The organism is Eubacterium ruminantium (assembly GCF_900167085.1).
Classification (GTDB): Bacteria; Bacillota; Clostridia; order Lachnospirales; family Lachnospiraceae; genus Eubacterium_Q; species Eubacterium_Q ruminantium.
The window spans coordinates 1-21,031 of sequence record NZ_FUXA01000005.1 but is presented as its reverse complement, the minus strand read 5'-3'; the positions used below and the strand labels follow the sequence as shown (position 1 = coordinate 21,031).

19 protein-coding genes are annotated in these 21,031 nt (G+C 36.6%); 1 reads left to right on the top strand and 18 read right to left on the bottom strand.

Annotation, left to right across the window (positions count from 1 at the left end; all coding sequences use genetic code 11):
* Positions 1-108 precede the first annotated feature (108 nt).
* From B5D25_RS02965 to B5D25_RS02940, 6 genes are all read right to left on the bottom strand, one after another.
* Complete coding sequence (locus B5D25_RS02965; protein ID WP_078786275.1) at positions 109-1,626, bottom strand: CAP domain-containing protein; 1,518 nt, start codon at positions 1,624-1,626, stop codon at positions 109-111.
* Between the two features lie 46 nt (positions 1,627-1,672).
* Positions 1,673-3,928 (bottom strand): glycoside hydrolase family 9 protein, encoded by a 2,256-nt coding sequence (locus B5D25_RS02960; RefSeq protein ID WP_159444063.1) that lies wholly within the window; start codon positions 3,926-3,928, stop codon positions 1,673-1,675.
* A gap of 101 nt (positions 3,929-4,029) precedes the next feature.
* A complete protein-coding gene (locus B5D25_RS02955; protein ID WP_078786273.1) occupies positions 4,030-5,241 on the bottom strand; it encodes an O-antigen ligase family protein in 1,212 nt (403 codons plus the stop codon).
* Positions 5,242-5,264: 23 nt separating this feature from the next.
* Complete coding sequence (locus tag B5D25_RS02950; RefSeq protein WP_078786272.1) at positions 5,265-6,311, bottom strand: NAD-dependent epimerase/dehydratase family protein; 1,047 nt, start codon at positions 6,309-6,311, stop codon at positions 5,265-5,267.
* Between the two features lie 30 nt (positions 6,312-6,341).
* Entirely contained in the window at positions 6,342-7,502 is a 1,161-nt protein-coding gene (locus tag B5D25_RS02945) for a YveK family protein (protein WP_078786271.1), read from the bottom strand.
* A gap of 26 nt (positions 7,503-7,528) precedes the next feature.
* Positions 7,529-8,377 (bottom strand): DUF4422 domain-containing protein, encoded by an 849-nt coding sequence (locus tag B5D25_RS02940; RefSeq protein ID WP_090168668.1) that lies wholly within the window; start codon positions 8,375-8,377, stop codon positions 7,529-7,531.
* A gap of 381 nt (positions 8,378-8,758) precedes the next feature.
* On the opposite strand from B5D25_RS02940, the gene B5D25_RS02935 reads away from it, so the two are divergent.
* The gene (locus B5D25_RS02935) at positions 8,759-10,585 is read left to right on the top strand and encodes an LTA synthase family protein (protein WP_242870190.1); all 1,827 of its coding nucleotides are present in this window, start codon (positions 8,759-8,761) and stop codon (positions 10,583-10,585) included.
* 36 nt (positions 10,586-10,621) lie between these two features.
* Here B5D25_RS02935 and B5D25_RS02930 read toward each other — a convergent pair whose 3' ends face one another.
* From B5D25_RS02930 to tnpA, 12 genes are all read right to left on the bottom strand, one after another.
* The gene (locus tag B5D25_RS02930; RefSeq protein WP_078786269.1) at positions 10,622-12,490 is read right to left on the bottom strand and encodes an ABC-F family ATP-binding cassette domain-containing protein; all 1,869 of its coding nucleotides are present in this window, start codon (positions 12,488-12,490) and stop codon (positions 10,622-10,624) included.
* Positions 12,491-12,502: 12 nt separating this feature from the next.
* Positions 12,503-13,072 (bottom strand): TIGR01440 family protein, encoded by a 570-nt coding sequence (locus B5D25_RS02925; RefSeq protein WP_078786268.1) that lies wholly within the window; start codon positions 13,070-13,072, stop codon positions 12,503-12,505.
* A 116-nt stretch (positions 13,073-13,188) separates the two neighbouring features.
* Positions 13,189-14,193 carry a DUF6585 family protein gene (locus B5D25_RS02920; protein ID WP_078786266.1) on the bottom strand — a complete coding sequence of 335 codons (1,005 nt, stop codon included), beginning with the start codon at positions 14,191-14,193 and terminating at the stop codon, positions 13,189-13,191.
* Complete coding sequence (locus tag B5D25_RS02915) at positions 14,190-14,669, bottom strand: low molecular weight protein-tyrosine-phosphatase (protein ID WP_078786264.1); 480 nt, start codon at positions 14,667-14,669, stop codon at positions 14,190-14,192. The genes B5D25_RS02920 and B5D25_RS02915 overlap by 4 nt, the downstream gene beginning before the upstream one ends.
* Positions 14,670-14,818: 149 nt before the next feature.
* Positions 14,819-15,142: a type I restriction endonuclease gene (locus B5D25_RS02910; protein WP_242943580.1), complete on the bottom strand. Its 324-nt coding sequence runs from the start codon at positions 15,140-15,142 to the stop codon at positions 14,819-14,821.
* 115 nt (positions 15,143-15,257) lie between these two features.
* Positions 15,258-15,443 (bottom strand): helix-turn-helix domain-containing protein, encoded by a 186-nt coding sequence (locus tag B5D25_RS02905; RefSeq protein ID WP_078786261.1) that lies wholly within the window; start codon positions 15,441-15,443, stop codon positions 15,258-15,260.
* A 193-nt stretch (positions 15,444-15,636) separates the two neighbouring features.
* Positions 15,637-16,425 carry a hypothetical protein gene (locus B5D25_RS02900; protein WP_078786259.1) on the bottom strand — a complete coding sequence of 263 codons (789 nt, stop codon included), beginning with the start codon at positions 16,423-16,425 and terminating at the stop codon, positions 15,637-15,639.
* A 113-nt stretch (positions 16,426-16,538) separates the two neighbouring features.
* Positions 16,539-17,417, bottom strand: coding sequence for an Abi family protein (locus B5D25_RS02895; protein ID WP_176755076.1), 879 nt, complete (start codon positions 17,415-17,417; stop codon positions 16,539-16,541).
* Between the two features lie 445 nt (positions 17,418-17,862).
* Positions 17,863-18,468, bottom strand: a complete 606-nt coding sequence (locus B5D25_RS02890; RefSeq protein WP_341443614.1) for a DNA-deoxyinosine glycosylase — start codon at positions 18,466-18,468, stop codon at positions 17,863-17,865.
* Between the two features lie 312 nt (positions 18,469-18,780).
* Positions 18,781-19,119 carry a RhuM family protein gene (rhuM, locus tag B5D25_RS02880; RefSeq protein ID WP_176755075.1) on the bottom strand — a complete coding sequence of 113 codons (339 nt, stop codon included), beginning with the start codon at positions 19,117-19,119 and terminating at the stop codon, positions 18,781-18,783.
* 111 nt (positions 19,120-19,230) lie between these two features.
* Positions 19,231-20,487, bottom strand: a complete 1,257-nt coding sequence (locus B5D25_RS02875; RefSeq protein ID WP_173472362.1) for an RNA-guided endonuclease InsQ/TnpB family protein — start codon at positions 20,485-20,487, stop codon at positions 19,231-19,233.
* 14 nt (positions 20,488-20,501) lie between these two features.
* The gene (tnpA, locus tag B5D25_RS02870) at positions 20,502-20,912 is read right to left on the bottom strand and encodes an IS200/IS605 family transposase (protein ID WP_143000642.1); all 411 of its coding nucleotides are present in this window, start codon (positions 20,910-20,912) and stop codon (positions 20,502-20,504) included.
* Positions 20,913-21,031 lie beyond the last annotated feature (119 nt).

Here is a 21,031-nt window from a genome sequence, read left to right as displayed (position 1 = left end):
TTTTGAATTTAACCATATTATTTTAGCCTCTAATCAAATATAGGTCAATACCAAATTAAAGCTGCAGTTGCTTAAACTCAACTACAGCTTTAAGAATTCTAAATATTATTAATATGCTTGTCCGTTCTTTATTGTATAGTATCTGCCGTTATAATATGCAGTTCCCGATACATTGAACATTACTTTACCATTCTTGCAGTACCAGTTTCCATACTTGTTGGTACCGATACCTGTAAATGAAAAATCAACCTTTCCATTCTTACACTTGAACCATCCGTGTTCATTTTTCTCAACAGTATTGCAAGAAAAATCAACCTTTCCGTTCACTATTCTGAACCAGCCATTCTCATTCTGGGCAATACCTGTATAACTGAAATCGACCTTTCCGTTAAGTATACGCCACCAGCCGTACTGATTCTTTGCTACGGTATTTACAAACTTGACTTGGCTGTTTCTTACGTACCACCAGCCTTCAACACCGCCTACAACGCCCTTTACTACATCATTTTTCTTAAAGGTAACCTTGCCTTTTTCCATATAAAACCAGCCGTTGGCATTTGAAGCAAATCCTGTATATCCGGTATCTACCTTACCGCTCTTAACGTAATACCAGCCTGTTGTTCCATTGTATGTAGTCTTAACAACAGTATACTTCTCTACGCCGATAGTTTTTGTATCTTTATATGATCCGATCTGAGCCGTTATATTAGCTTTTCCTGGGCCGACTGCAGTAACATTTCCCTTGCTGTCAACCTTTGCAACAGAAGTATTTGAAGATTTCCAAACTACTCCTCCGTAAGCAGTTGCAGTCTTTGTATTAACCTGCCATACGCCTGAATACTTAAGGCTGCATTTTGCTGTAAGCTTTGTCTTTCCGCCAGGTGAAAGTGAAACCGCACCTGATACTGTAACGCCTGTTACATTCTTATTGGTAATTTCCATCTGCTGAACATAAGCGCCTGATTTACCATATAAGGTATTACTTCCCGCATATGTTCCGAATTCACCAACATAAGTTGATAATTCATAATCAGATGTTGTATCGCTTGAACTGAATCCTGCAAGACCTATTGATTTGTAACTAGGATTGATTATCATTGCATAATGTCCGATATTCTTGGTTGTTGATGTCGGATCTGAAAGATAATCATTTTTCTCTTCATACCAGGCCTGAATACCGCTTTTGATACCGCCTCTGTTCCAGGCAATAACTTCACCGGAAGACTTATGTCCTTTATGATTAAGTGTAAATGTGCTTGAACCGTTAGGTCTTGTATGAGACATATAAACATCTGCTTCTGCAGCCCTTAACTGTGCGATATACTCCAGTGATGAATCCCATTTAAGTTCAACATAATCGCTGGATCTAAGATTTCTCTTAAGATCCACACAGTAATAGCCATTATTACATGCCTCTTTTCTGATATCATTAAGTTGTTTAAGAAGTGCTGCTTTATCAGGCTTATCATACTTTCCGCTTACGCCAACGATGGTACATCCACTTGATGGAGATGTTTTGTCGGTATTTCTGACTGTCGCTGCATTTACTATCGAATTAGACATAAAGATTACAGCGAAGATTACTGCAAAGACCATACTAAGTCTTTTTCTCTTTTTCATAATCATCGATACCCCTCCTTCATGTATATTAAGATTTTAAAAAGTTTATTAATCAGTTAACAACTTTACCGCCACTGATTCTGTAAGTTCTTCCGTTGTAATAAACATTTCCGGAATAACTGAAGTCAACTTTTCCTCCTCTACAGTACCAGCTACCATATTTATTGTAGCCGATTCCTGTGAATCCAAAGTCAACCTTTCCACCCTTTAACTTAAACCATCCATACTCATTTTTCTCAACTGAATTACAGTTGAAGTCGACCTTGCCGCCTACTATACGCCACCAGCCATATTCATTTTTAGCTATACCTGTATAACTAAAATCAACTTTTCCTCCTACGACTCTGAACCAGCCATATTCATTCTTGGCAACTCCTGTATAACCGAAATCAACCCTTCCTCCGACTATACGCCACCAACCGTGTTCATTCTTAGCAATACCTGTGTAGCTGAAGTCAACCATACCATTCTTTATACGCCACCAACCATTTTCATTCTTGGCAACAGTATCTGTAAATGTTATCTGGCTGTTCTTTACATACCACCATGCTGTTTTTCCATTGATAGCACCCTTAAATATGCCATTCTTCTTGAATGTGACTTTACCTTTTTCAACATACCACCAGCCGCTTGAGTTAGAAGCTATGCCTGTAAAGCTTGGAACCACCTTTCCTTTCTGAACATAATACCAACCTATTACACCTTTATATGTAGTTTTAACTACCTGATTCTTTGTTGGCTTTGGTGGCTTGTATGAAGATGCCGAACTTCCGCTTGATGACTGGCTCTTTGAACTTGACAGATTCTTGTCTACACTCTGTCCTGACTCGCCGATATGGCCTGAATAAATAGCCGCTGCAGCAGCAACGAGAGTTGCATTATAATCGATTGCAACTTCATTATATACATAGTCATCAGCTCTATCTGCATAACTTCCGTCAGTCTTAGGTCCACCAACCAAAGCACCGATCAGGTTATATTTATTGGCATGTGTTCCCTGATTAAGCTCAGAGAATGAATATCCGGAAGCAGCCTCATGATGAGGATACTTTGGAGAATATGAATTATATCCTACGACAAAGCACTGTTTCTGCGAATTATTTCCAAGAAGGAATTTCATCTGCTGCTCAGACTTTTTCCTGTAGGTTGATGTTCCTGAAACCTTATCGTAAAGAAGTCCTGCATACTGAAGAGCTGTATTGTATCTTGCTGAACCCCAGTCAAGAAGACATACATATCCTTCGTTAGACACATAATTATTTGCTACGTCAGCTGATGCTTTAAGCTTTGTCTTATCTTTGCTGAAATAACCGATTAATGGCGCAACATTATCCCAGCTTATTGCCCAGTAAATATTGTTGCCCTTTGTAGTGTTGGAATATTTGTTATATTCATTCTTATACTGTGAATCACCTGTAATATTGTAAAGAAGTGTTGCTGCAAGACAGTAATCATCTTCCCATCCTGATGATTCATAGAAAGAACCTGCTGTTTTATTGGTTGCCTTTGGGTTATCCTTTGCAAATTTGAAAAGTTTCTTCGCTGCTGTAAGACTTGATGAATCAGAATAATTCATATAATGAAGAGCAAGTGCTGCTGAAGAAAGCGAAACAATATCTGTAGAATAATCACCCTTTGATGATGCGAAATAGATTTTCCTTCCGCTGCTCTTTGCCTGCTTCTCCGGCGCTCCCCAGTAAGTATTATGATCATCATTTCCTTCACCTACCTGAATGACGAAGGCTTCAACATTACCTGAGGCATCGCTTACTATACATTTTTTGAGATATTCATTAAAATGATCTGTTATAGTTCTATGATGCTTTGTCTGTCCCGCAGATTCATAAGCTTTCTTATCTGTATAGTAGCTCATCTCAAGGAGTGTTGCCGAATAAGCTTCAGTGATACCGAATTTTACATGATCGCCGGCATCATGAAAACCACCTGTTACATCTACATTAACAGTCTTTCCATCTTTTCTCTTATATGTTGTTTTATCATATGTATGGCAGTTGCCTCTCCAGCTGAGAAGGCTTCTTGATCCAACATTTGGACCACACATATTTGCATCATAAAGATACAAAGAATATTGTAAAAGTTTCGCATAATTATAAGAGATGTCGGAATATTTATAATCTTTTATCTCTCTTGAACTTCCGAATCTGATAGTAGATCCGTTTTTACTCTGTGCCAGGGATGTCGAACCTGACATTCCTAAAACAGAAAAGATCATGATTAAAGCAAGTAAAATTGATAAAATCTTTTTACCGGACTTTTCTCCTGATCTTTTTCTTGTTAACATACGCATATACTGCACCTCACATTTCATACCTCTTTCAATGAGGCTTATTTTGTTATTCCAACAGTATAATTATATATGTTTTTTATTCATTTTTATATAAGTTTTTTCTACATTTTATTAATTTTATTTGTTTTTTTGACGGCTGCATTTCCCATGAAAGAAAACGCCAAAAGTATAAATGGATTATAAGCCAGATTGAAAAGTCTCGGCTCAGTAATTCCAAATACAAGTATGAATATTACAATCCATACAGCATAATATTTTTCACTCTTATAAGCCTTATACATAATGACACTGTATATGGTAAGAAGGAGCACAAGGAATATAAGTCCGTACTCAAGCGTAAGCTGAAGATATGAATTATCTACATAATTGTAATCTCCGGCAGCCATGTCGCCGATACCGTTCCCGACCCATTTCACTTTGCGTCCCAGCAGATGAATCCCCATTTTCTTGATTGCATTATGTCCAAGGCCAAGTCTTCCCGAAAGAAGCTTATTTGCCCTAAAGAACAGCTTATCCTTTTCATTATAAATCTTCTGAAAATAAATCGACAGTCCAGCCAGCACCCAAGGGATCATAAAGAAAATCCACTTCAACCATCTTACTATCCTTCCCTTTTTACATGCCACTCCGAAGATAAGGAAAAATGTCGTAGCACCAAGAATCGTAGCAAAGACCATTCTGCTGTCCGTATAGATAAAGAAGATCACATTTATCACATTTAATATCATATAATTCAGTATGTTCAGTCGGCCTTCTTTGAGGTAGATAAACTGAAATACGATAAAAAGGAAAATGATAGGTCCTGTGGTTGTCCATTCAAATCCGAGGAAATGTCTTACTCTGTTGTCATCATCTCTGATAACATTCTCGATGATCCCGACAGCCGCGGCTCCCACCGTCATTATAAGCATAAATGATTGAGCAATTATCGAAGCTGAAAGAACCGTCTTATCACTGATGCCTAAAGTTGCGATCATTATAAGAAGATAAAATACAATAGTGGCATTTTTACTTGAGATAAAACTGAGTCCTATTATCCCGACCGTCATATAAACGAAGATTATATTTCTATTTCCTATCTTACATTCATACAGGATCTTCGCTGCAAGAAGTCCGTATGCTGTAAACCTTATGATCTTCGCAAAGAAGCCGAGAGGCGTCAACTGGTCGCTTTCCGAAAATGACCACATAGAGGTATCCATTATTACCGATATTTCATGTAGGAAAAATCCTGCAAAGAAAAGGATTGTTGGCACATCATAACAGATATCATATCTAAATATTCTGTTCCATACTTTAACTTTACCTCTCATTTATTGTCCTCTTTTAAATTCTCTTAAAAGTTTTCCTTTAACATATTTACTGTATGAAGAGCACCTTTCTTCATATCAAACTCAGCTTTCCAGCCGAGAGCTTCAAGCTTTACAGACGAAAGCGCCGAGCAAGGCATTACATTATAACTCTTTACTTCCGATTCCGTAGGAACATCAAATACAATATTTACATTTCCGGCTTCTGCAAAAGCTTCAGCCATTTCTCTGATAGTAACTATTGCTTTCGATGCTGAAATATTATAAGCATTCCCTTTTTCGCCGCGTATAAGAACAGAAAGCATAGCTGATGCACAGTCAAGAACATGACAATATGATCTAAGCTGTTCACCTCTGCTCTTCATAACTATGTCTTCACCCTTAGCAGCTTTCAGTGAGAAGAGAGCTGATGCTCTGCTGTCACTTGCCTTTATAGTCGGTCCGTATATATGTCCCGGTCTGACTATAACTGTATCAATATTATATTCTTCACCATAAGCTATGCAGAGGGTTTCCGCTGCTCTCTTTGATGAAGGATATGAAGATCTCGGACTTAATATATCAACATATCCGAGCTGTTCCTCTTTGTACGGTTCTCTTGTTTCATTTACCCCATATATTTCGCTTGATGAAACATAAAGAAGTCTCTTTAATTTATCTTTATCAACTGCTGATAAAAGACTGTTTAATCCCATTACATTTGCAAGAATGGTTTCTACAGGTTCTCCGGAAATCCTGGCCGGATCCGCATTGCTGGCACCATGTATAATATAGTCCGCTGAAATCATTTCACTAAGCTGCTTCGTTGCGTCATAGCTGACAAAATGATAATCCCTGCCTTCTTCAAAACCGGCAAATCTTTCTATCATTCCATTTTCATTTCTTCCCGCAAGGTAGATCTTCATACCAAAATCACGGTTTTTATTTAAATAAAGAAGAATGTCCGCAACCGCAGAACAGATAAGACCTGTCGCGCCGGTTATAAGGATCTCGCTTCCCTTAAACTTCTCATAATCAGGTATATTTTCCGTAACAAGATTAATATCATTTATATATTCATCTGTATATCTCACTCTAACTCACCTTCATTCCGTGATAAGAAATTATCTAACCAATACACCAAGAGTCTTAGTTGAACGACTAAGTTCTTCCTCAGCATCTACAAGTTTTCCGATTTCTGATTTTCCGTATCTAACCATATAGATTACCGAATCACATTCCTTAACCTTATCAAGTGCCTCATTGTCAGATTCAAAATCCGCCGCACCTATAACCTTTATCTTAGAACCGAGGCTCTTAAGTTCTTTATTTATATCTTCTGCATCCTTCGGTGCATTCGTATTACCATCGATAGATACAAGAAGAATCTTTGAAACTCCTTCAAAAAGAGCAATACTTCTTGCAACTCTTCCACTGTCGAATTTCTTTCTTCTAGGTCCAACTGCAAATTTCATTCCCGCACTAGCAATATCTGTTTCAGAATAAATCTTGTCTGTGAATGCAAACATAAGGAATAAAAATGCAATTATAAGGATAAATCCTAAAGCACCACCAACTATTGCAAACTTGAGAAGCTGCTTTTTGTTAATATCCTTAACCGAAGATTTTAAAAGCGTAAAACCGGTATTTTCCGGCAAAGTAGCACTGCTTACCTTTTCAACCTTATCAACAAAATCATATGTTTTCAGGCTGCTCATAGTCTTATCCGCAACCGCATCACAGATTAATTTTGCTCTTTCAGGATTAACATCCGAAACTACTATATTAAGTACATGTGCACCTGTAAAATTCTTATTTACAAGCCACTGAAGATCATCGGCAGTTATATCTTTCATGTCATCATAACTTCTAAGATCCAACTCAGTTATGATTTCATCAAGGTTCTTACTGTCTTTAAGAATTGTTGTCGCATCGGTTTCATATTTACTGTTGATTTCAAGAAAGCTTATCTTTGCATTTTCAAAGCCTTCGATATCATCATAATCAAAGTCCACATACAGTCTGGCTGTAGAATTATAAATTCCTGCCGGCTGCTCTGCATCGGTAAATTTCTTTGAACCAAAATAAAATGCGTCATGATTCTGCTCCATCGCAGCTTTAAGCCTGTCTTTTGCAGATTCATCTCTAACTCCCTTTTGTCTCTTATAATCATATGCTCCGATAAGTCCCGCGCACACAAATACCGTCAAAGCAATTACAGCTATCTTACTTTTCAGATAATTAAAAAAATACAGAATGTCTATCTCTCTGGTTTTATCCCTCATCGATCATTCTCCTTCATCGAAATATTTTAAAAGCTCTTGTCATATCCTTTGTGCATGAATTTAGCCTTAAGAAAGGCTGTTCCCTTTTTGATCTTATTCACTTTTTCCATATAAATAAACGGAAGTTCGGCTATCTCATCTTTACTGATAACACCTGTCTTTACCTTTTGATCAAGCCATACGTTAAAAATAAGCTCACTGATCCTTCCCGGATATCTCTTCTCGAAATCCGACATATTTGATGAATCAACTCTCTCAACGAGCATATCAAGTATATTGAATAACCATGTACAGTAATCATTAAGAAGACTTCTTTCCATGATCATCATATTAAACATATATCCTGAAGTCTTTTCCAATACAGTATCAAATGAATCAAGATATTCAGGACAATATTCTTCGATTATCTCTCTTGTCTTATCAAGCTCTTCTGCCTGATATGTATGAACATAATGAGAATAAAGGCTTTCTATATAATATCTCCTCTTTCTCGGAACAATCACCTTATATCCCTTTTTAATAAGAAATCTTACTTCCTTACCTCTTAAAACCTTATCAAATTGGTCCTTTCCGCTTCCCTTTCCACAGAAATGTCTTCTGTAATGAGCAAGACCGATATAATCAGAATCAAGATTCTTCCAAGCCCAGTAGAGACCTGTTAATTCGCAGTACATCGGATTTTTTGCGGAAATATTATCTCCTGTATTATCTTTCAGGTATCCAAGATTAAGCGGATTACCATTTTCGTCGGTTTTTCCTTCAGCTCCGACATGAAGTGGAAGATATAAACTATCCTCCGGCATACGGTATTCCTTATGCGCAGCAATAATAACACTTATCTTTCTTTTCAAAGATGTTGTTGTATCTCTGTCCATTTCGATTCCTTCCATTCGTCTAAAATTACATAAATCCGGACACGTTCCGTAAACGCCAACCAGCGCAAAAAACCTAACCCGGATATCCCCAAAACCGCATAAATTCACAATTTACCATGCTTATTATTGCATAAATGTTTTTTTTAGTCTATACTCAATTTGTTTTACTGTTTTGTTATAGAGGTAAGAGGTGTTAATATGCTGGAAAAGAAGATTAGAAAATTCTTTTACGGATTCGGGATATTTATGTCCCTATTTTTACTGTTAGTTTCTGCACTAATTCTCTTTAGCGCTGTATGGGTCACAACAAACTGGGGTTTACTTTCATTTGAATCCATTATATTTCAATTAAAATCCCCTATTCACGGAACCGGAAACGGAATGATACGCGATTATATATTCCGCGCAGCTTTACCGGCCATCCTGATCTTGGCTATCGGAATTTGCGTTTATATTTTCGTAGTAAGAAGGATCAGCAAGAAGGACCCTCATTCCAAGAAAGCAAAAGTAAGCTATTCGGTCACACTTTCTTCAACATTTGTGGTTGCTATTCTGCTTCTTGCTTTCGGTGTTAATATTCTTTGGAATAAAGCCGGTCTCGGCGAATATATCCACAATATCAATACCGAATCGGATTGGATAGAAATGTCATATGCGGATCCTGAAAAGACAAGCCTGACATTCCCTGAGAAAAAAAGAAATCTTATTTATATATTCCTCGAATCAGTTGAGCTGACTTATACCGACGAAGCTTCGGGAGGCGCCTTCAAATATAACTGCCTTCCAAATCTTACAGCTCTCGCGCAGAGTGAGGGAGCAGACAATTTCCGAGGAACAGAGACAAAGCTTAACGGCGGGCATGCTCTTTCATGTACAACATGGACTATGGGCGCCATGTTCGGACAGACCAGCGGACTTCCGCTTAAGATCGCTATTGACGGAAACTCTATGGATACCCAGGAAGCATTCTTCCCAAGTATCACAACTCTCGGAGATATCCTTGAAGATAATGGTTACAAAAATATCCTTTCAATAGGCTCAGATGCTGCATTCGGAGGAAGAGAAGCTTATTTCACAGGACATGGCAATTATGAAATTCATGATTATAAATACGCCCAGGCAAATAAACTTATTCCTGAAGATTATTTCGTTTTCTGGGGTTTTGAAGATCAGAAGCTTTTTGAATTTGCAAAGAATGACCTTTCCGAACTTGCAAAGAGTGACCAGCCATTCAACTACACAATGCTTACTGTCGATACACATTTCGAAGATGGTTACGTCTGCGAGCAGTGTAAGAATGAGCTTGATACACAATATGCAAATGTTATGAGATGCTCAGACAGACAGGTCACAGAATTCGTTAAATGGTGCCAGAGCCAAGATTGGTATGATAATACAACCATCGTGCTCGTCGGCGACCATCCAACAATGGATAAGGATTTCTGCCAGGATGTTCCTTCAAGCTACGACAGAACTGTATTTCTTACAATACTTAATTCCGCTGTAGATGAAGCCCGTCCAAATGATTTCAGAACTATTTCAACATTTGATATGTTCCCAACAACCGTAGCGGCTCTCGGCATAAAGATCAAGGGTGAACGACTCGGTCTCGGAACAAATCTCTATTCTACAGAAGATACATTAACAGAAGCTTATGGAATAGATAAAGAACAGCAGGAATTAAAAAGGCATTCGGACTTCATGGACAGAATCTCTGAAGTTGATACCAATTCCAAAAAAATGCTTGAAAGACAGGACACATATCTTGAGCGCCCTATAATAATGCTCGCTATAGATGATAGTGTTGAAAAAATATATACAGAAGCAGAAAATAAGAATAGCATTATAGCTTCCGGTAAAACTTATACAGGAACTTACGATCCGGAAAAATATAATTCTACAAATGATAAATATGATCAGACAAAGACAGAACATGTTATTTCCGCTGTATTCTCAAATGCAGACAGTTATAACAGATCATATATCGATCATGTAATTGTGACTGTCAAAAATGAATCCGGCAAGACGACAGATTATGAAATGTCACCAGCAGAAATGGGACACGATATCGGTAATTACTTCGTATATTCAGTTAATGCCCCTTCTGATTATCTTACAGGAAAAGTTAGCCTTTCTCTGAAGATAATAACAAGAAGCGGCAAAGAAATATCTCAGCCTTCTTGGATAAGAAGAGCTGATCCAAAGTAATTCAAGAATTTATTGCAATAGTTTAAAATCAGCAGTCTACTGCATACTGCTGTACATATCAACCAATTCCTGGAGTTCGATAAAACGCTCCATCTTGGTTTCGATCAGAGCATCAATTTCTTCCTTTTCCTTGGTTAATTCCATAAGGTGTGGGAAGTTGGTTGATGCTTTTATCATTTCTTCTTCAAGCTCACTGCTTTTTTCCATAAGAGCCTCTATCTCACCTTCTATGCTGTCATACTCTTTTTGCTCTTTGTATGAAAGCTTGGTTTTTTCTCTCGGCTGCTTATAACTGTTTTTAGATGATTTTTCTTTAGGCGTTGATTCTACCGTTTCTGAATTTCTTTCCGGCAGATCCCTGGTGTGGATCAGGTAATCGCTGTAACCGCCTTCGCTTTGGAAAAGCGTTCCGTCTTTTTCAAATGAAAAGATTCTTGTAACAACTCTGTCAAGGAAATATCTGTCATGAGAGACTGTTATCACAATTCCGGCAAAACTATCCAGGAAATCTTCAAGAATTCTAAGTGTCTGAATATCCAGATCATTTGTCGGCTCATCCAGGATTATCACATTCGGAGCCTCCATAAGAATCTTCAAAAGATATAACCTTCTCTTTTCTCCTCCCGATAATTTCTCTATCGGAGCATACTGCATTGCAGAATCAAAAAGGAATTTTTCACACATAACAGACGCAGACATAAGTCCTTCTGTTGTTCTGACAAATTCAGCCGTTTCCTTTATATAATCAATAACTCTCATATTATCGATTTTCTTGATCCTTGTGCTGTCAAGATCAGCCAGTCCTCGACCGTCAAAATCTTCAGCAGCTCTGTAAAGGGCTTCATTTTCCTGACTGAAATATCCTACTTTGATCGTCTGACCTATTTCTATATTTCCTTTGTCTGGTTTAACTTTCCCAACTATACACTTAAGAAGAGTAGATTTTCCGCATCCGTTTGAACCGATGATACCTACTCTGTCCAGTTTTCTAAAGTTATAAGAAAAATCTTTAAATAATATTTTGTCACCATAACTTTTGGAAATCTTATCAAGAATGATTGTTTTATTGCCCATTCTCTGAGGAAGCGAACTGAGCTCAACGTTTCTCTCATCCTCAGGTTTTTCTCTGTCTCTAAGCTCCTCAAATCTTTTGATATGAGCTTTTTGCTTTGTTGATCTTGCTCTGGCTCCACGTCTGATCCATGCAAGATCTTTTCTATATAAAGTAGCCGCTTTCCTCTCAGCAGCTCTCTCATAATCAAGTCTCTCAGCTTTTAATTCAAGATATCCCGAATAATTAGCTGTATATCTATATGCATTTCCCTTATCAATCTCTATGATTTCCTCTGTAACCTCATCAAGAAAATATCTGTCATGAGTAACCATGAGAATCGCTCCTCGGTAACGCTTTAGGAAGTCTTCAAGCCACTCGATCATCTCTGAATCAAGATGGTTTGTTGGCTCGTCCAGAATAAGCAGATCGGCAGGAGTCATTATAGCCGAAACCAGTGCCGCTCTTTTCTTCTGTCCGCCTGAGAGTATCGAAGGACTGCATTCAGGATCATTTATCCCCATCTTTGCAAGATTAGCCTTGATCTCGCCCATCTTATCCCAGTGGTCACCACCGGCATAAATTGCGTCGGTTATATTTTCCAGAAGAGTTTTATTCATATCAAACTCCGGATTTTGCGGAAGATATGATATACGAATATCATTTCCCATAACAACCTTACCGCTATCTGCCGAAATCTTTCCGGCAGCTATAGCAAGAAGCGTTGATTTTCCCGTTCCGTTTGCACCAACGACTCCGATCTTGTCTGCGCTGTCAATACCAATGCAGACATCATTTAGAACAGGCTTTGCCATATAGGTTTTCGATATATTTTCAAGATTTAAAATATTCATATTTTCGGTGCATTACTCCAATTCTTCATTATATACAGCTCTCTCACCGCCAACATATTTAGGTCTTCTTCTGGCTCCGATAACAACTGCTTTTCCGATTTTCTTATTGTCTAATCTGAGAGGAACAACAACCGGATGGATATGCATTCCTATCAAAACTCCGCCGATATCAATACCGGCATCAGCTCTTGCTTCTATACTTTCAACAACGATAGGATCATCAAAATTCTTATATGCTTCAACTGCAAATGCTCCGCCTGCATGTGGTTGCGGGATAACATTTACTTCTTCAAAACCATAAAATTCCGCTGTCTCACGTTCAACTACAACCGCACGGTTAAGATGTTCACAACACTGAACCGCAACTCTTATGCCTGCATTCTTAAGCTCATTTACAACAACACTATAAATAACCTCTGCAGCTTCAGCACTTGATGCTGTTCCCATATGTTCACCTATTGTTTCACTTGAAGAACATCCGATGATGAACAGCTGACCTTTTTTTAGCTTTGCTTTCTCGATTACTTCTTTTATAACCTGTGACGCATCATTTTTTATCTGCTCAAGTATATCTGTTTCCATTATTCAACCTCCAAGGTTCTTCGCCCTTCCCGGCACTATTTGACTATATATCAAAATTCATTTGATAATTTCGAAATTAAATGATATGACATCAAACGACATTTTCATATAATACATCAGCCGAGTATCTTCACAAAATTTATATTATTTACAATACACCAAAGATTAATAGTTCCATACAGTGCATCATATCCCATATATGTAAGCTTGCCTCTATAATCCGGCTTGCCAAAATTGTACTTTATTTTTTCATTATTCTTAGTGATGATTATCATATCTCTGGTCAAAATATCGTAATTTGAAGGCACCATTAAAATGTTAAGAATTGAATCTGCGCTATATGTTTTATCTCCCATAACAAGAGCATTTGAATCTATATAAATATAATTCGGAAGATTCTTTATCTTTTTATATAAGTTGACCTTAGGAATCGTATCCATCGGAAGTTCCGCCGCTGCAATGCAAAACGCAACGATCAAAACAAATAACACTCCCGTCGACTCTTTAGGCATAACAAAATTAGCTACCAATGCCACTAAACCGATTATGATAAGAGAAACCATGATCGCAATTGATAAAGACGCTTTTTTCTTGACCTCTTGGATTATACTGTCATTTGCTATTTTGAACTCATGTCCTTCTTTAAAATATTCTGCCGCCGCTTCCATATCATGTGACTCTGTGTAACTTGAATGACCAAGATATGAAACCATTTCCGCAAATAATCCCTTTGAAAGATGGTTTGCATTAATTGTCGTAACTTCGCCGTCCGCTTCAATTATTCTGATTTCCCTGGTTGTGGAAGTACGGATTCCATTTACGTAATTTCTCACAACATTGGAACCTCCGAAAGCAGTAAACGGATATTTCTTAATCTCTTTACCCTTAGTGAGTTCGAATCCATCAGAATATATCTGCAAATAATATTCCTTAACAAAAATAATACATGCCAGCATCGCAACAACTCCGCATATAGCAGCTGCAATTACGCATTGTGGTGCATTATTCTCAAGATCTGCCACAAAGTAGCTCATAATAAGCGCCGCTAAAAAGCCGCCCATTAATGCCCAAGCCGCTGCAATTCTTTTATTACTCGAAACTCTAAATCGTTTGTTATTCATAATGCTCCTCGCTCTTCAAGATAATCTAAAAAAGCATTGCATCCCTCTACCACATCACTATATGTCACGTCAAAATTCCCCGTATACCATGGATCTGCAACGCTTCTCGGATGGTCGGTAAAGTCCAAAAGGAGGAATATTTTTTCCTCCGGATCGCCCCCTAATATTTTGGGCATCCATCTTCTGTTTTCACTGTCCATTCCAATTATATAATCATAATCATTATAATCTGATTTGACAAGAAGCTGAGCGGTTTTTCCCTTGCAGGAAATACCAACTTCCGCAAGCTTAGCCCTTGCCGGAGGATAAACAGGGCTGCCCTGCCCATTCCATATTTCATCTGTATGTGTAGCTCGGGATTCAATATAAAACTGTTTCTCGAGCCCTCTCTTTTTTACCATATCTTTAAAAACAAACTCCGCCATCGGCGAACGACAAATATTGCCGTGACAGACGAAAAGCACTTTAATTTTCATAATTTTCCTCCTAAAAAGGCACGATTTGCCGCGATTTGCGCGTGTTTCGGGCCTAAATTTTGATAAAAGAAATGTTTGTCTGTCAAGTGGACATCAGACAAATGTACATATTATGGCAAATCGAGGCAAAATACGGCAAAGTGTTACACTCAAACGGATACGAACCGTATACGAATATTGGGTAAGAGTATACGCTTAAGCATATTTTTGAAATACATCTTATTTCCATTCGCCAAATACACTAATGGAATAAGCTTCTGAAACCATAAACCGTACCATGACTGTGGCGAAGTAGCATAACCTTCTGCTTGAGCTTTTACTTCATCACCCAGAGGATTATCTTCTCTTTTAGCTTCAACAACCGCAATTGCCTTTCCATCGATGAATAACAAATAATCACTCTCTGTATTTCCAACCATTAATGCTTCTTTTATTGTAGAAGTACTATTCGGAACATACTCATCACGAGCCACTATATCCCAGCCGGCATTTCTCAATTGCTTATCTATTTTTCACGATCTTTTTCTTCTGGTAACATAGGCGTACTCTTCCTTTCTAATCTATTTTCTCATGCCACTTGTCCCAAAATCAGGACTTGATATATTTCCCCGACTTAATTCTTTTATCCACCGGCCTCTCTGCATCCATAGGAATGGCCCAAGCACGACCAAACTTCACAACACCCGGTATCATACCTTCATTGCATATAGTTTGGAGTCTACGCTCTGATAATCCCCATTTTTCTGCTGCCTGTTTTACTGTCATAAATTCCATAGTTTCACCTCATATTGATAAAAAGCATTTTTATAGTAATTTTTCTTCTCATCTAAAATTTATAGTCATTTTTCCCTGTCTATGCATTTCAATAAGATATGCCGCATACAGCTTTGCATCATAAAAATCATCTATCTTTTTACCATCATAATCATATTGTGAATATGTTTTTCCATCACAAATAAAAATAATGTTATAGCATCTTTTTTTTGGAAAAGTGGTCTTTATATATTTTTATTTCTATTTCTTTGTTGTTTGCAATGTCATAAACATTTCCAATTCCGCCATTCCAAACAATGTCTGATACAATTGGTGCATAATACGTTCCAGAAATATAATGTTTTTCAATATCTTCATAATAATCCGAAAAAAATTGTATCATTTTTTCTTCATCACAACTTTCGTTGATAATCGCAGATGGTAAATATTTTGTTAGAATATCAAATTCTAATATATTTAATCCAGTCATTTTATATGCCATCATTTTTTTAGGTTTAACTCTTGATTTGTGATGAACCTCAAAAAAAATAACTTCTCCATTTAAAATTGATGCTAAATCATCACTTATGTCAGCTATTGCATATTCACAATCTGTTTCATATTTATTTCCCATCAATTGATATGTAGTTTCTGTTTCAGTCCATTTTTTTCTTAACAAATAGTCTTTGCCATCAATTTTTACTCTTATGCATTTTGCACGTGCAATTCCCAATTTACACGCTTTATGTAGCTTTGATTCGCACACACTACTGAATCCATTTCTTTCTGCCTCGCTGATATTCCATCTTCTGAAATAAGGTTTTTCAGAATTAACAAATATTAGCTTATATTCATCAGAATGTATTTTTTTTGAGTATAAATTACGACGAATATATCCTATATCCGAATGATTTAAATCATCCAACTTTTTTAGTTGCTCAGGTGTATATGAGTCATTCCAAAACATACCAAATCTATCATATACATAACCAATATTATCCAAAATCTCATCTCCTCGAAAAGCATTATCATTTCTTTTTAATTATACAGCGGAATACCGCCGAATATCAACATAAAAATAGCCAGATACACAAGAAATATATCTGGCCACAACATTTATTTTTGTTCTAATAGTTCTTTCCAATTCTCAGGGAATCCCATTGTCTTTACATCTACTGTTTCATACTTATCTATTAGCATTTCTATTTGGTCCACATAAAGATTCCAATGCTTATCATTCTTGAGAATTTGCTTCATGCAGAGCAATACACCAAACATTCGATTGTTACCAATACCAGCTTGCGAATACTCTTTATACAGTGTTGGTGTCTTGGACAGCTTTGCATTGTATAGTCTACCGTAATGCGCACAGATATTACGCACATAGGAAATACTCTCCAGCCAGCTTTCTAAATATGTATAACCAATTCCAAAGCTTTTTGCTACCACTTTCTTATCAGCATTCTTCATGTTCTTATAGAATTTTGAAAGTGTTCCAAAACTGAACACCTCAACTAGTGCGTAAATAGGAAGTTCTCCACCCTCATAGTTATCTCTAAAATTCTTTACAAATGGAGCCTTTGAATTTCTACCAACCTCTTCTTCAATATCCTCCACAAACGTCTTATGATATTCTTCATCAACAAAATTTGCTGCTTCCTTATACCCAAGAACACCATATATCTCTGCAAAATAGTTTGCAATTCTGCATCTAACATTTACTTCTATCTTTTCAATTTCAGCAAATGTAATCTGTCTGAAGTTCGCATTAAACAAATACAACTCCACTATTTGCTCAAATGTTACACCGTCATTGTAATTTCCGTTTTTAGGCTTAAATCCTAAGCTATATGCTTTTACTAATCTAAAGTAAGAAATATCATTTAATATCTTCTTAGCATACTCCTCGTCATTGATGATAAGTCCAAGCGATTTTAAATTTTCCACCTGTTCATCAATCGTCATAGGCGGTTGATGTTGCTTCAGTTCCTCCATGCATTTTTCTCCTTAAAATTAAAAGACCCAACGTGGTCCGCATCGTTGAGAGGCGTGTTGGGTTCTGTTAATGTTAGTATATGCTAAATCCGGTAAAATTACAACCACTATTTTACTTTTTTAATGCTATATTTCCTGACGCAAGTTACTCAAGTGACACTGTAAATGACACTGTATTTTTTACTAGCTAATTTGGTATGAACTTTATAACGATTTAATCGTTACAAGGTTAGCATAATCGTTAATTGTTTCTACTGGGTTCATTTTCACTCATTTATACTTGCACACTAACCTTCTTTAGTCACCTCAAACGTATACGAACGGTATATTGCTAGCCACATTTTGCCGCAGTTTGCGCCAATGTGCAAAGTTTTGTTCATCTGTCATGACTTTTGCCGTGGCATACAAATAGTACTTTTATCATTAGCTTTTCCTCTCAAATTATTTAATCCTTTATTTCAAATTCCCATACTTCTATAAGTCTTTCCAAACTCCACGCTGCATTTGCCGGACTAGTGGATGGAAGCACCACTGCTTTTATCCCCGTCACCGGTTCAATATACTTGATATATAGTCGTTCAGCTGTTTTCCCATTTACGATTATCTTCTGAATTTTTGAATTTTTTATAATTTCACTTAAATCATTAGCTTTTGCATTTTTAATGCTTGCATCAGATGAACCCGATATTTCACATTCAGCAATCACATCCCAAAGTGCAAGATTATTATCGAGAATCAATTTCTTCTTTTCTTCAATTGAAGTCGGATTCTCCTGATCAAAAATACTTGCGATTACCTTCCAGAATCTGTTTTGCGGATGGCCATAGAAAAACTTCATTTCTCTGGATTTAACAGATGGAAAACTCCCTAGTATCAACACCTTGGAATCCTTATCATAAAGTGGGGGAAACGGATGTTGCTGGACACTCTGCTTATCCGTCTGTCCCATTACTTTCATTTTTGTTTGCGTGTTATATTGGTTGATATTGACTTTCTTTTTTATCTTTCTCATTCCATCAAACACCACATGTTCAACCTTTTTCTTACCCATTTTAAATCACTTCAATCTATTATAAACCAAATAGCTATTTTACTTTGGTCAATATATCTTTTATTCCTAATTCTTCAAATAATTTCAAACCGACATTAAACCGACATTCAAACCGACAATTATATCAATAATATACATCTTGTTTAAATATATCCGTTCCTTTATATGGTTAGAAAATTCATAACCAACGCAACCATTATGTCTTTTTCTTCCGGTCTTGATTCTGCAATCATTAATGTTATAGCTACTAGAGCCCCATCACTGATTACTTTTTTACCATCCCTGATAAGTGCATTGTTTTTTCCGAGGAATTCAAGAAATAGAGACCTTATTTGCCCAGCGTCTGAACTCAACCCCACGTTGCGATTTAACACGATATCCAACAGAAATTATCATTTCTAAATTATAGTATTCTATGTTTCTTTCAATTTCTCTTCCACCTTCATTTTGAACTGTCGCAAAATTTGCGACAGTTGAATTATCCATTTCTTCCTTTAAAGCATTATTTATATGTTTGCCTATTGTTTTAACATCTCTACCGAATAAATCAGCCATTTGATTTCTATTTAACCAAACAGTATCTTGATCCACTTTTACATTAAGTTTTATCTCTTTATCTTTCGTCTCAAATAATATAATTTCATTATTCAAATCAAGCACCTCCTTTAGTGAACTACTCGGCAATTGAATTGCCAAAGCATCTGATTTGCGGAGCTTTCGCTCCGTAGATTCAGGGTGCGTCCATGACACCAATACTGCTTTTTACACAGCTACTTTTACCACATATGGATTGTTAATCTCATTTGGATTAAGATTTATATTTTTACTATTATTTGACAAATATACTCTTAGTATATTGTATGCTCCGACGCAATCTGCATTCCATACCTTGTCTCCATCTTTATATAGACCTCTTTTTATTCGATTATTCTTCTTTGCCGATTCTTTTGTTACGCTTTCACATAGTGGACTGGTCTGACTGGTATATGCTTCATTTTGTTTGATCAGCGTTATCCCATTCATTTCCAGCTTATACTTAAGCATTATATATATCTTTGCATATGGAAGTGAATGCAATTTTTGATTTGTTACATTTCCCAAATCATTGTCTTTACGTATATTTGTGATATCTCCAATAACTACCGTATTTATCTGATTTTTAACACAGTATGAAACTATATATCTGGTAACTTTGTGCAGATAATCATTTATAGTATTATTTTTCTTTTTATGAATTCTTTGGATATGCTTTGATGATTTTGGAAATTTAACACCTTTTCCATTCTGCAAAGATGACCACTGAGACTGTACACGCGCAATCTCCTTATTAAAATAGTTGCATATAGAAAGATATTTTCTTCCTACAATAAATGTATCACCACTTGTTGAATCATAACAGGTCATTAAATTATGAAGTCCTAGATCAATAGACAGATATCTGCCATTATCCGAAAGAGGCATTACATCTTCCACTTCATAGATAATTATGATATCGCATTTGTTCCCTTCCGGTGGATATATCTTAATCTGCTTTATGGCATCTGTGTTCTTAAAAATCATATTTTTAAGATAAATGTAATTATCACTTATACCATATGTTTCAGACATAAATAACTTAAGCTGCTTAGGAAGAGACAGACGAATAGTATCAGAGTCTTTCTCGTGAACTATAGCATTCTGCATATATGTTATAACTATAGGAGCCTGTTTGAATCTTGGTGGTTTAGGATTCTCTATCCCATGCGTTTTCTGAAGAACATAAAATGACTTCCATGACTTATCAAGAATCTTCAAAACCTCTTGTGCAGTCTGCGACGGAAGTTGTTTATACCATAAATCATCCTTATGACATTTTTTCTGATAGTACCAGTCTGGATATTCAGATAATCCAAGCTCTTTATAATTCATTCTTTCATAATTGCCAACATTCCAAAGCTTATATGCTGCATAGCACATATGACCTATTATATTTGAGTAACCATTATTCAGCGATACTTTTGTCTTATGTGATAGAAGCATCGATCATTCTCCTTTTAGTAAGATTTGCTTTGGTGTTCTATATATCGTTTGATATTCTCTTCCGATACCGAACCGATTGTTTCGCAATAATAAGAGTGATTCCACAGCTGTCCCTTCCATAATTTATCCTTTATTTCCGGGAACTGTTCAAAGAGCTTTCTTCCTGTTATTCCTTTAAGATACTTTACAATGATTGTTACAGAAAGCTTCGGTGGTGCAGTAATAAAACAATGTATATGGTCACATTCGCCACATTCAAACATCTGAACTGTAAAGCCTTTTTCCTCTGCAATCTGCTGTACCAGTTCCTTTAAATACGCTTCAACATCAGCAGTAAGAATCTTACGGCGATACTTAACGGACCATACCACATGGTAATTAATATTGCACACCGAAGTTCTGTAATGAATTAGATTATTATTCATACACATAGTATAACATATTTAATGAATTATTGCATTAAATTTGTAGTTCAATCAGGGATAACATGACGCTTTCATCTCGGTAATTGAATTACCGAGGATTCCCGCTTAGGTATCCTAAA

Excerpts from the sequence above, each read along its gene's own strand:
- B5D25_RS02965 (WP_078786275.1), bottom strand. The coding sequence starts at position 1,626 with ATGATTATGAAAAAGAGAAAAAGACTTAGTATGGTCTTTGCAGTAATC.
- B5D25_RS02960 (WP_159444063.1), bottom strand. The coding sequence starts at position 3,928 with ATGCGTATGTTAACAAGAAAAAGATCAGGAGAAAAGTCCGGTAAAAAG.
- B5D25_RS02955 (WP_078786273.1), bottom strand. The coding sequence starts at position 5,241 with ATGAGAGGTAAAGTTAAAGTATGGAACAGAATATTTAGATATGATATC.
- B5D25_RS02945 (WP_078786271.1), bottom strand. The coding sequence starts at position 7,502 with ATGAGGGATAAAACCAGAGAGATAGACATTCTGTATTTTTTTAATTAT.
- B5D25_RS02940 (WP_090168668.1), bottom strand. The coding sequence starts at position 8,377 with ATGGACAGAGATACAACAACATCTTTGAAAAGAAAGATAAGTGTTATT.
- B5D25_RS02935 (WP_242870190.1), top strand. The coding sequence starts at position 8,759 with ATGATACGCGATTATATATTCCGCGCAGCTTTACCGGCCATCCTGATC.
- B5D25_RS02930 (WP_078786269.1), bottom strand. The coding sequence starts at position 12,490 with ATGAATATTTTAAATCTTGAAAATATATCGAAAACCTATATGGCAAAG.
- B5D25_RS02925 (WP_078786268.1), bottom strand. The coding sequence starts at position 13,072 with ATGGAAACAGATATACTTGAGCAGATAAAAAATGATGCGTCACAGGTT.
- B5D25_RS02920 (WP_078786266.1), bottom strand. The coding sequence starts at position 14,193 with ATGAATAACAAACGATTTAGAGTTTCGAGTAATAAAAGAATTGCAGCG.
- B5D25_RS02915 (WP_078786264.1), bottom strand. The coding sequence starts at position 14,669 with ATGAAAATTAAAGTGCTTTTCGTCTGTCACGGCAATATTTGTCGTTCG.
- B5D25_RS02905 (WP_078786261.1), bottom strand. The coding sequence starts at position 15,443 with ATGGAATTTATGACAGTAAAACAGGCAGCAGAAAAATGGGGATTATCA.
- B5D25_RS02895 (WP_176755076.1), bottom strand. The coding sequence starts at position 17,417 with ATGGAGGAACTGAAGCAACATCAACCGCCTATGACGATTGATGAACAG.
- B5D25_RS02890 (WP_341443614.1), bottom strand. The coding sequence starts at position 18,468 with ATGGGTAAGAAAAAGGTTGAACATGTGGTGTTTGATGGAATGAGAAAG.
- B5D25_RS02875 (WP_173472362.1), bottom strand. The coding sequence starts at position 20,487 with ATGCTTCTATCACATAAGACAAAAGTATCGCTGAATAATGGTTACTCA.
- tnpA (WP_143000642.1), bottom strand. The coding sequence starts at position 20,912 with ATGAATAATAATCTAATTCATTACAGAACTTCGGTGTGCAATATTAAT.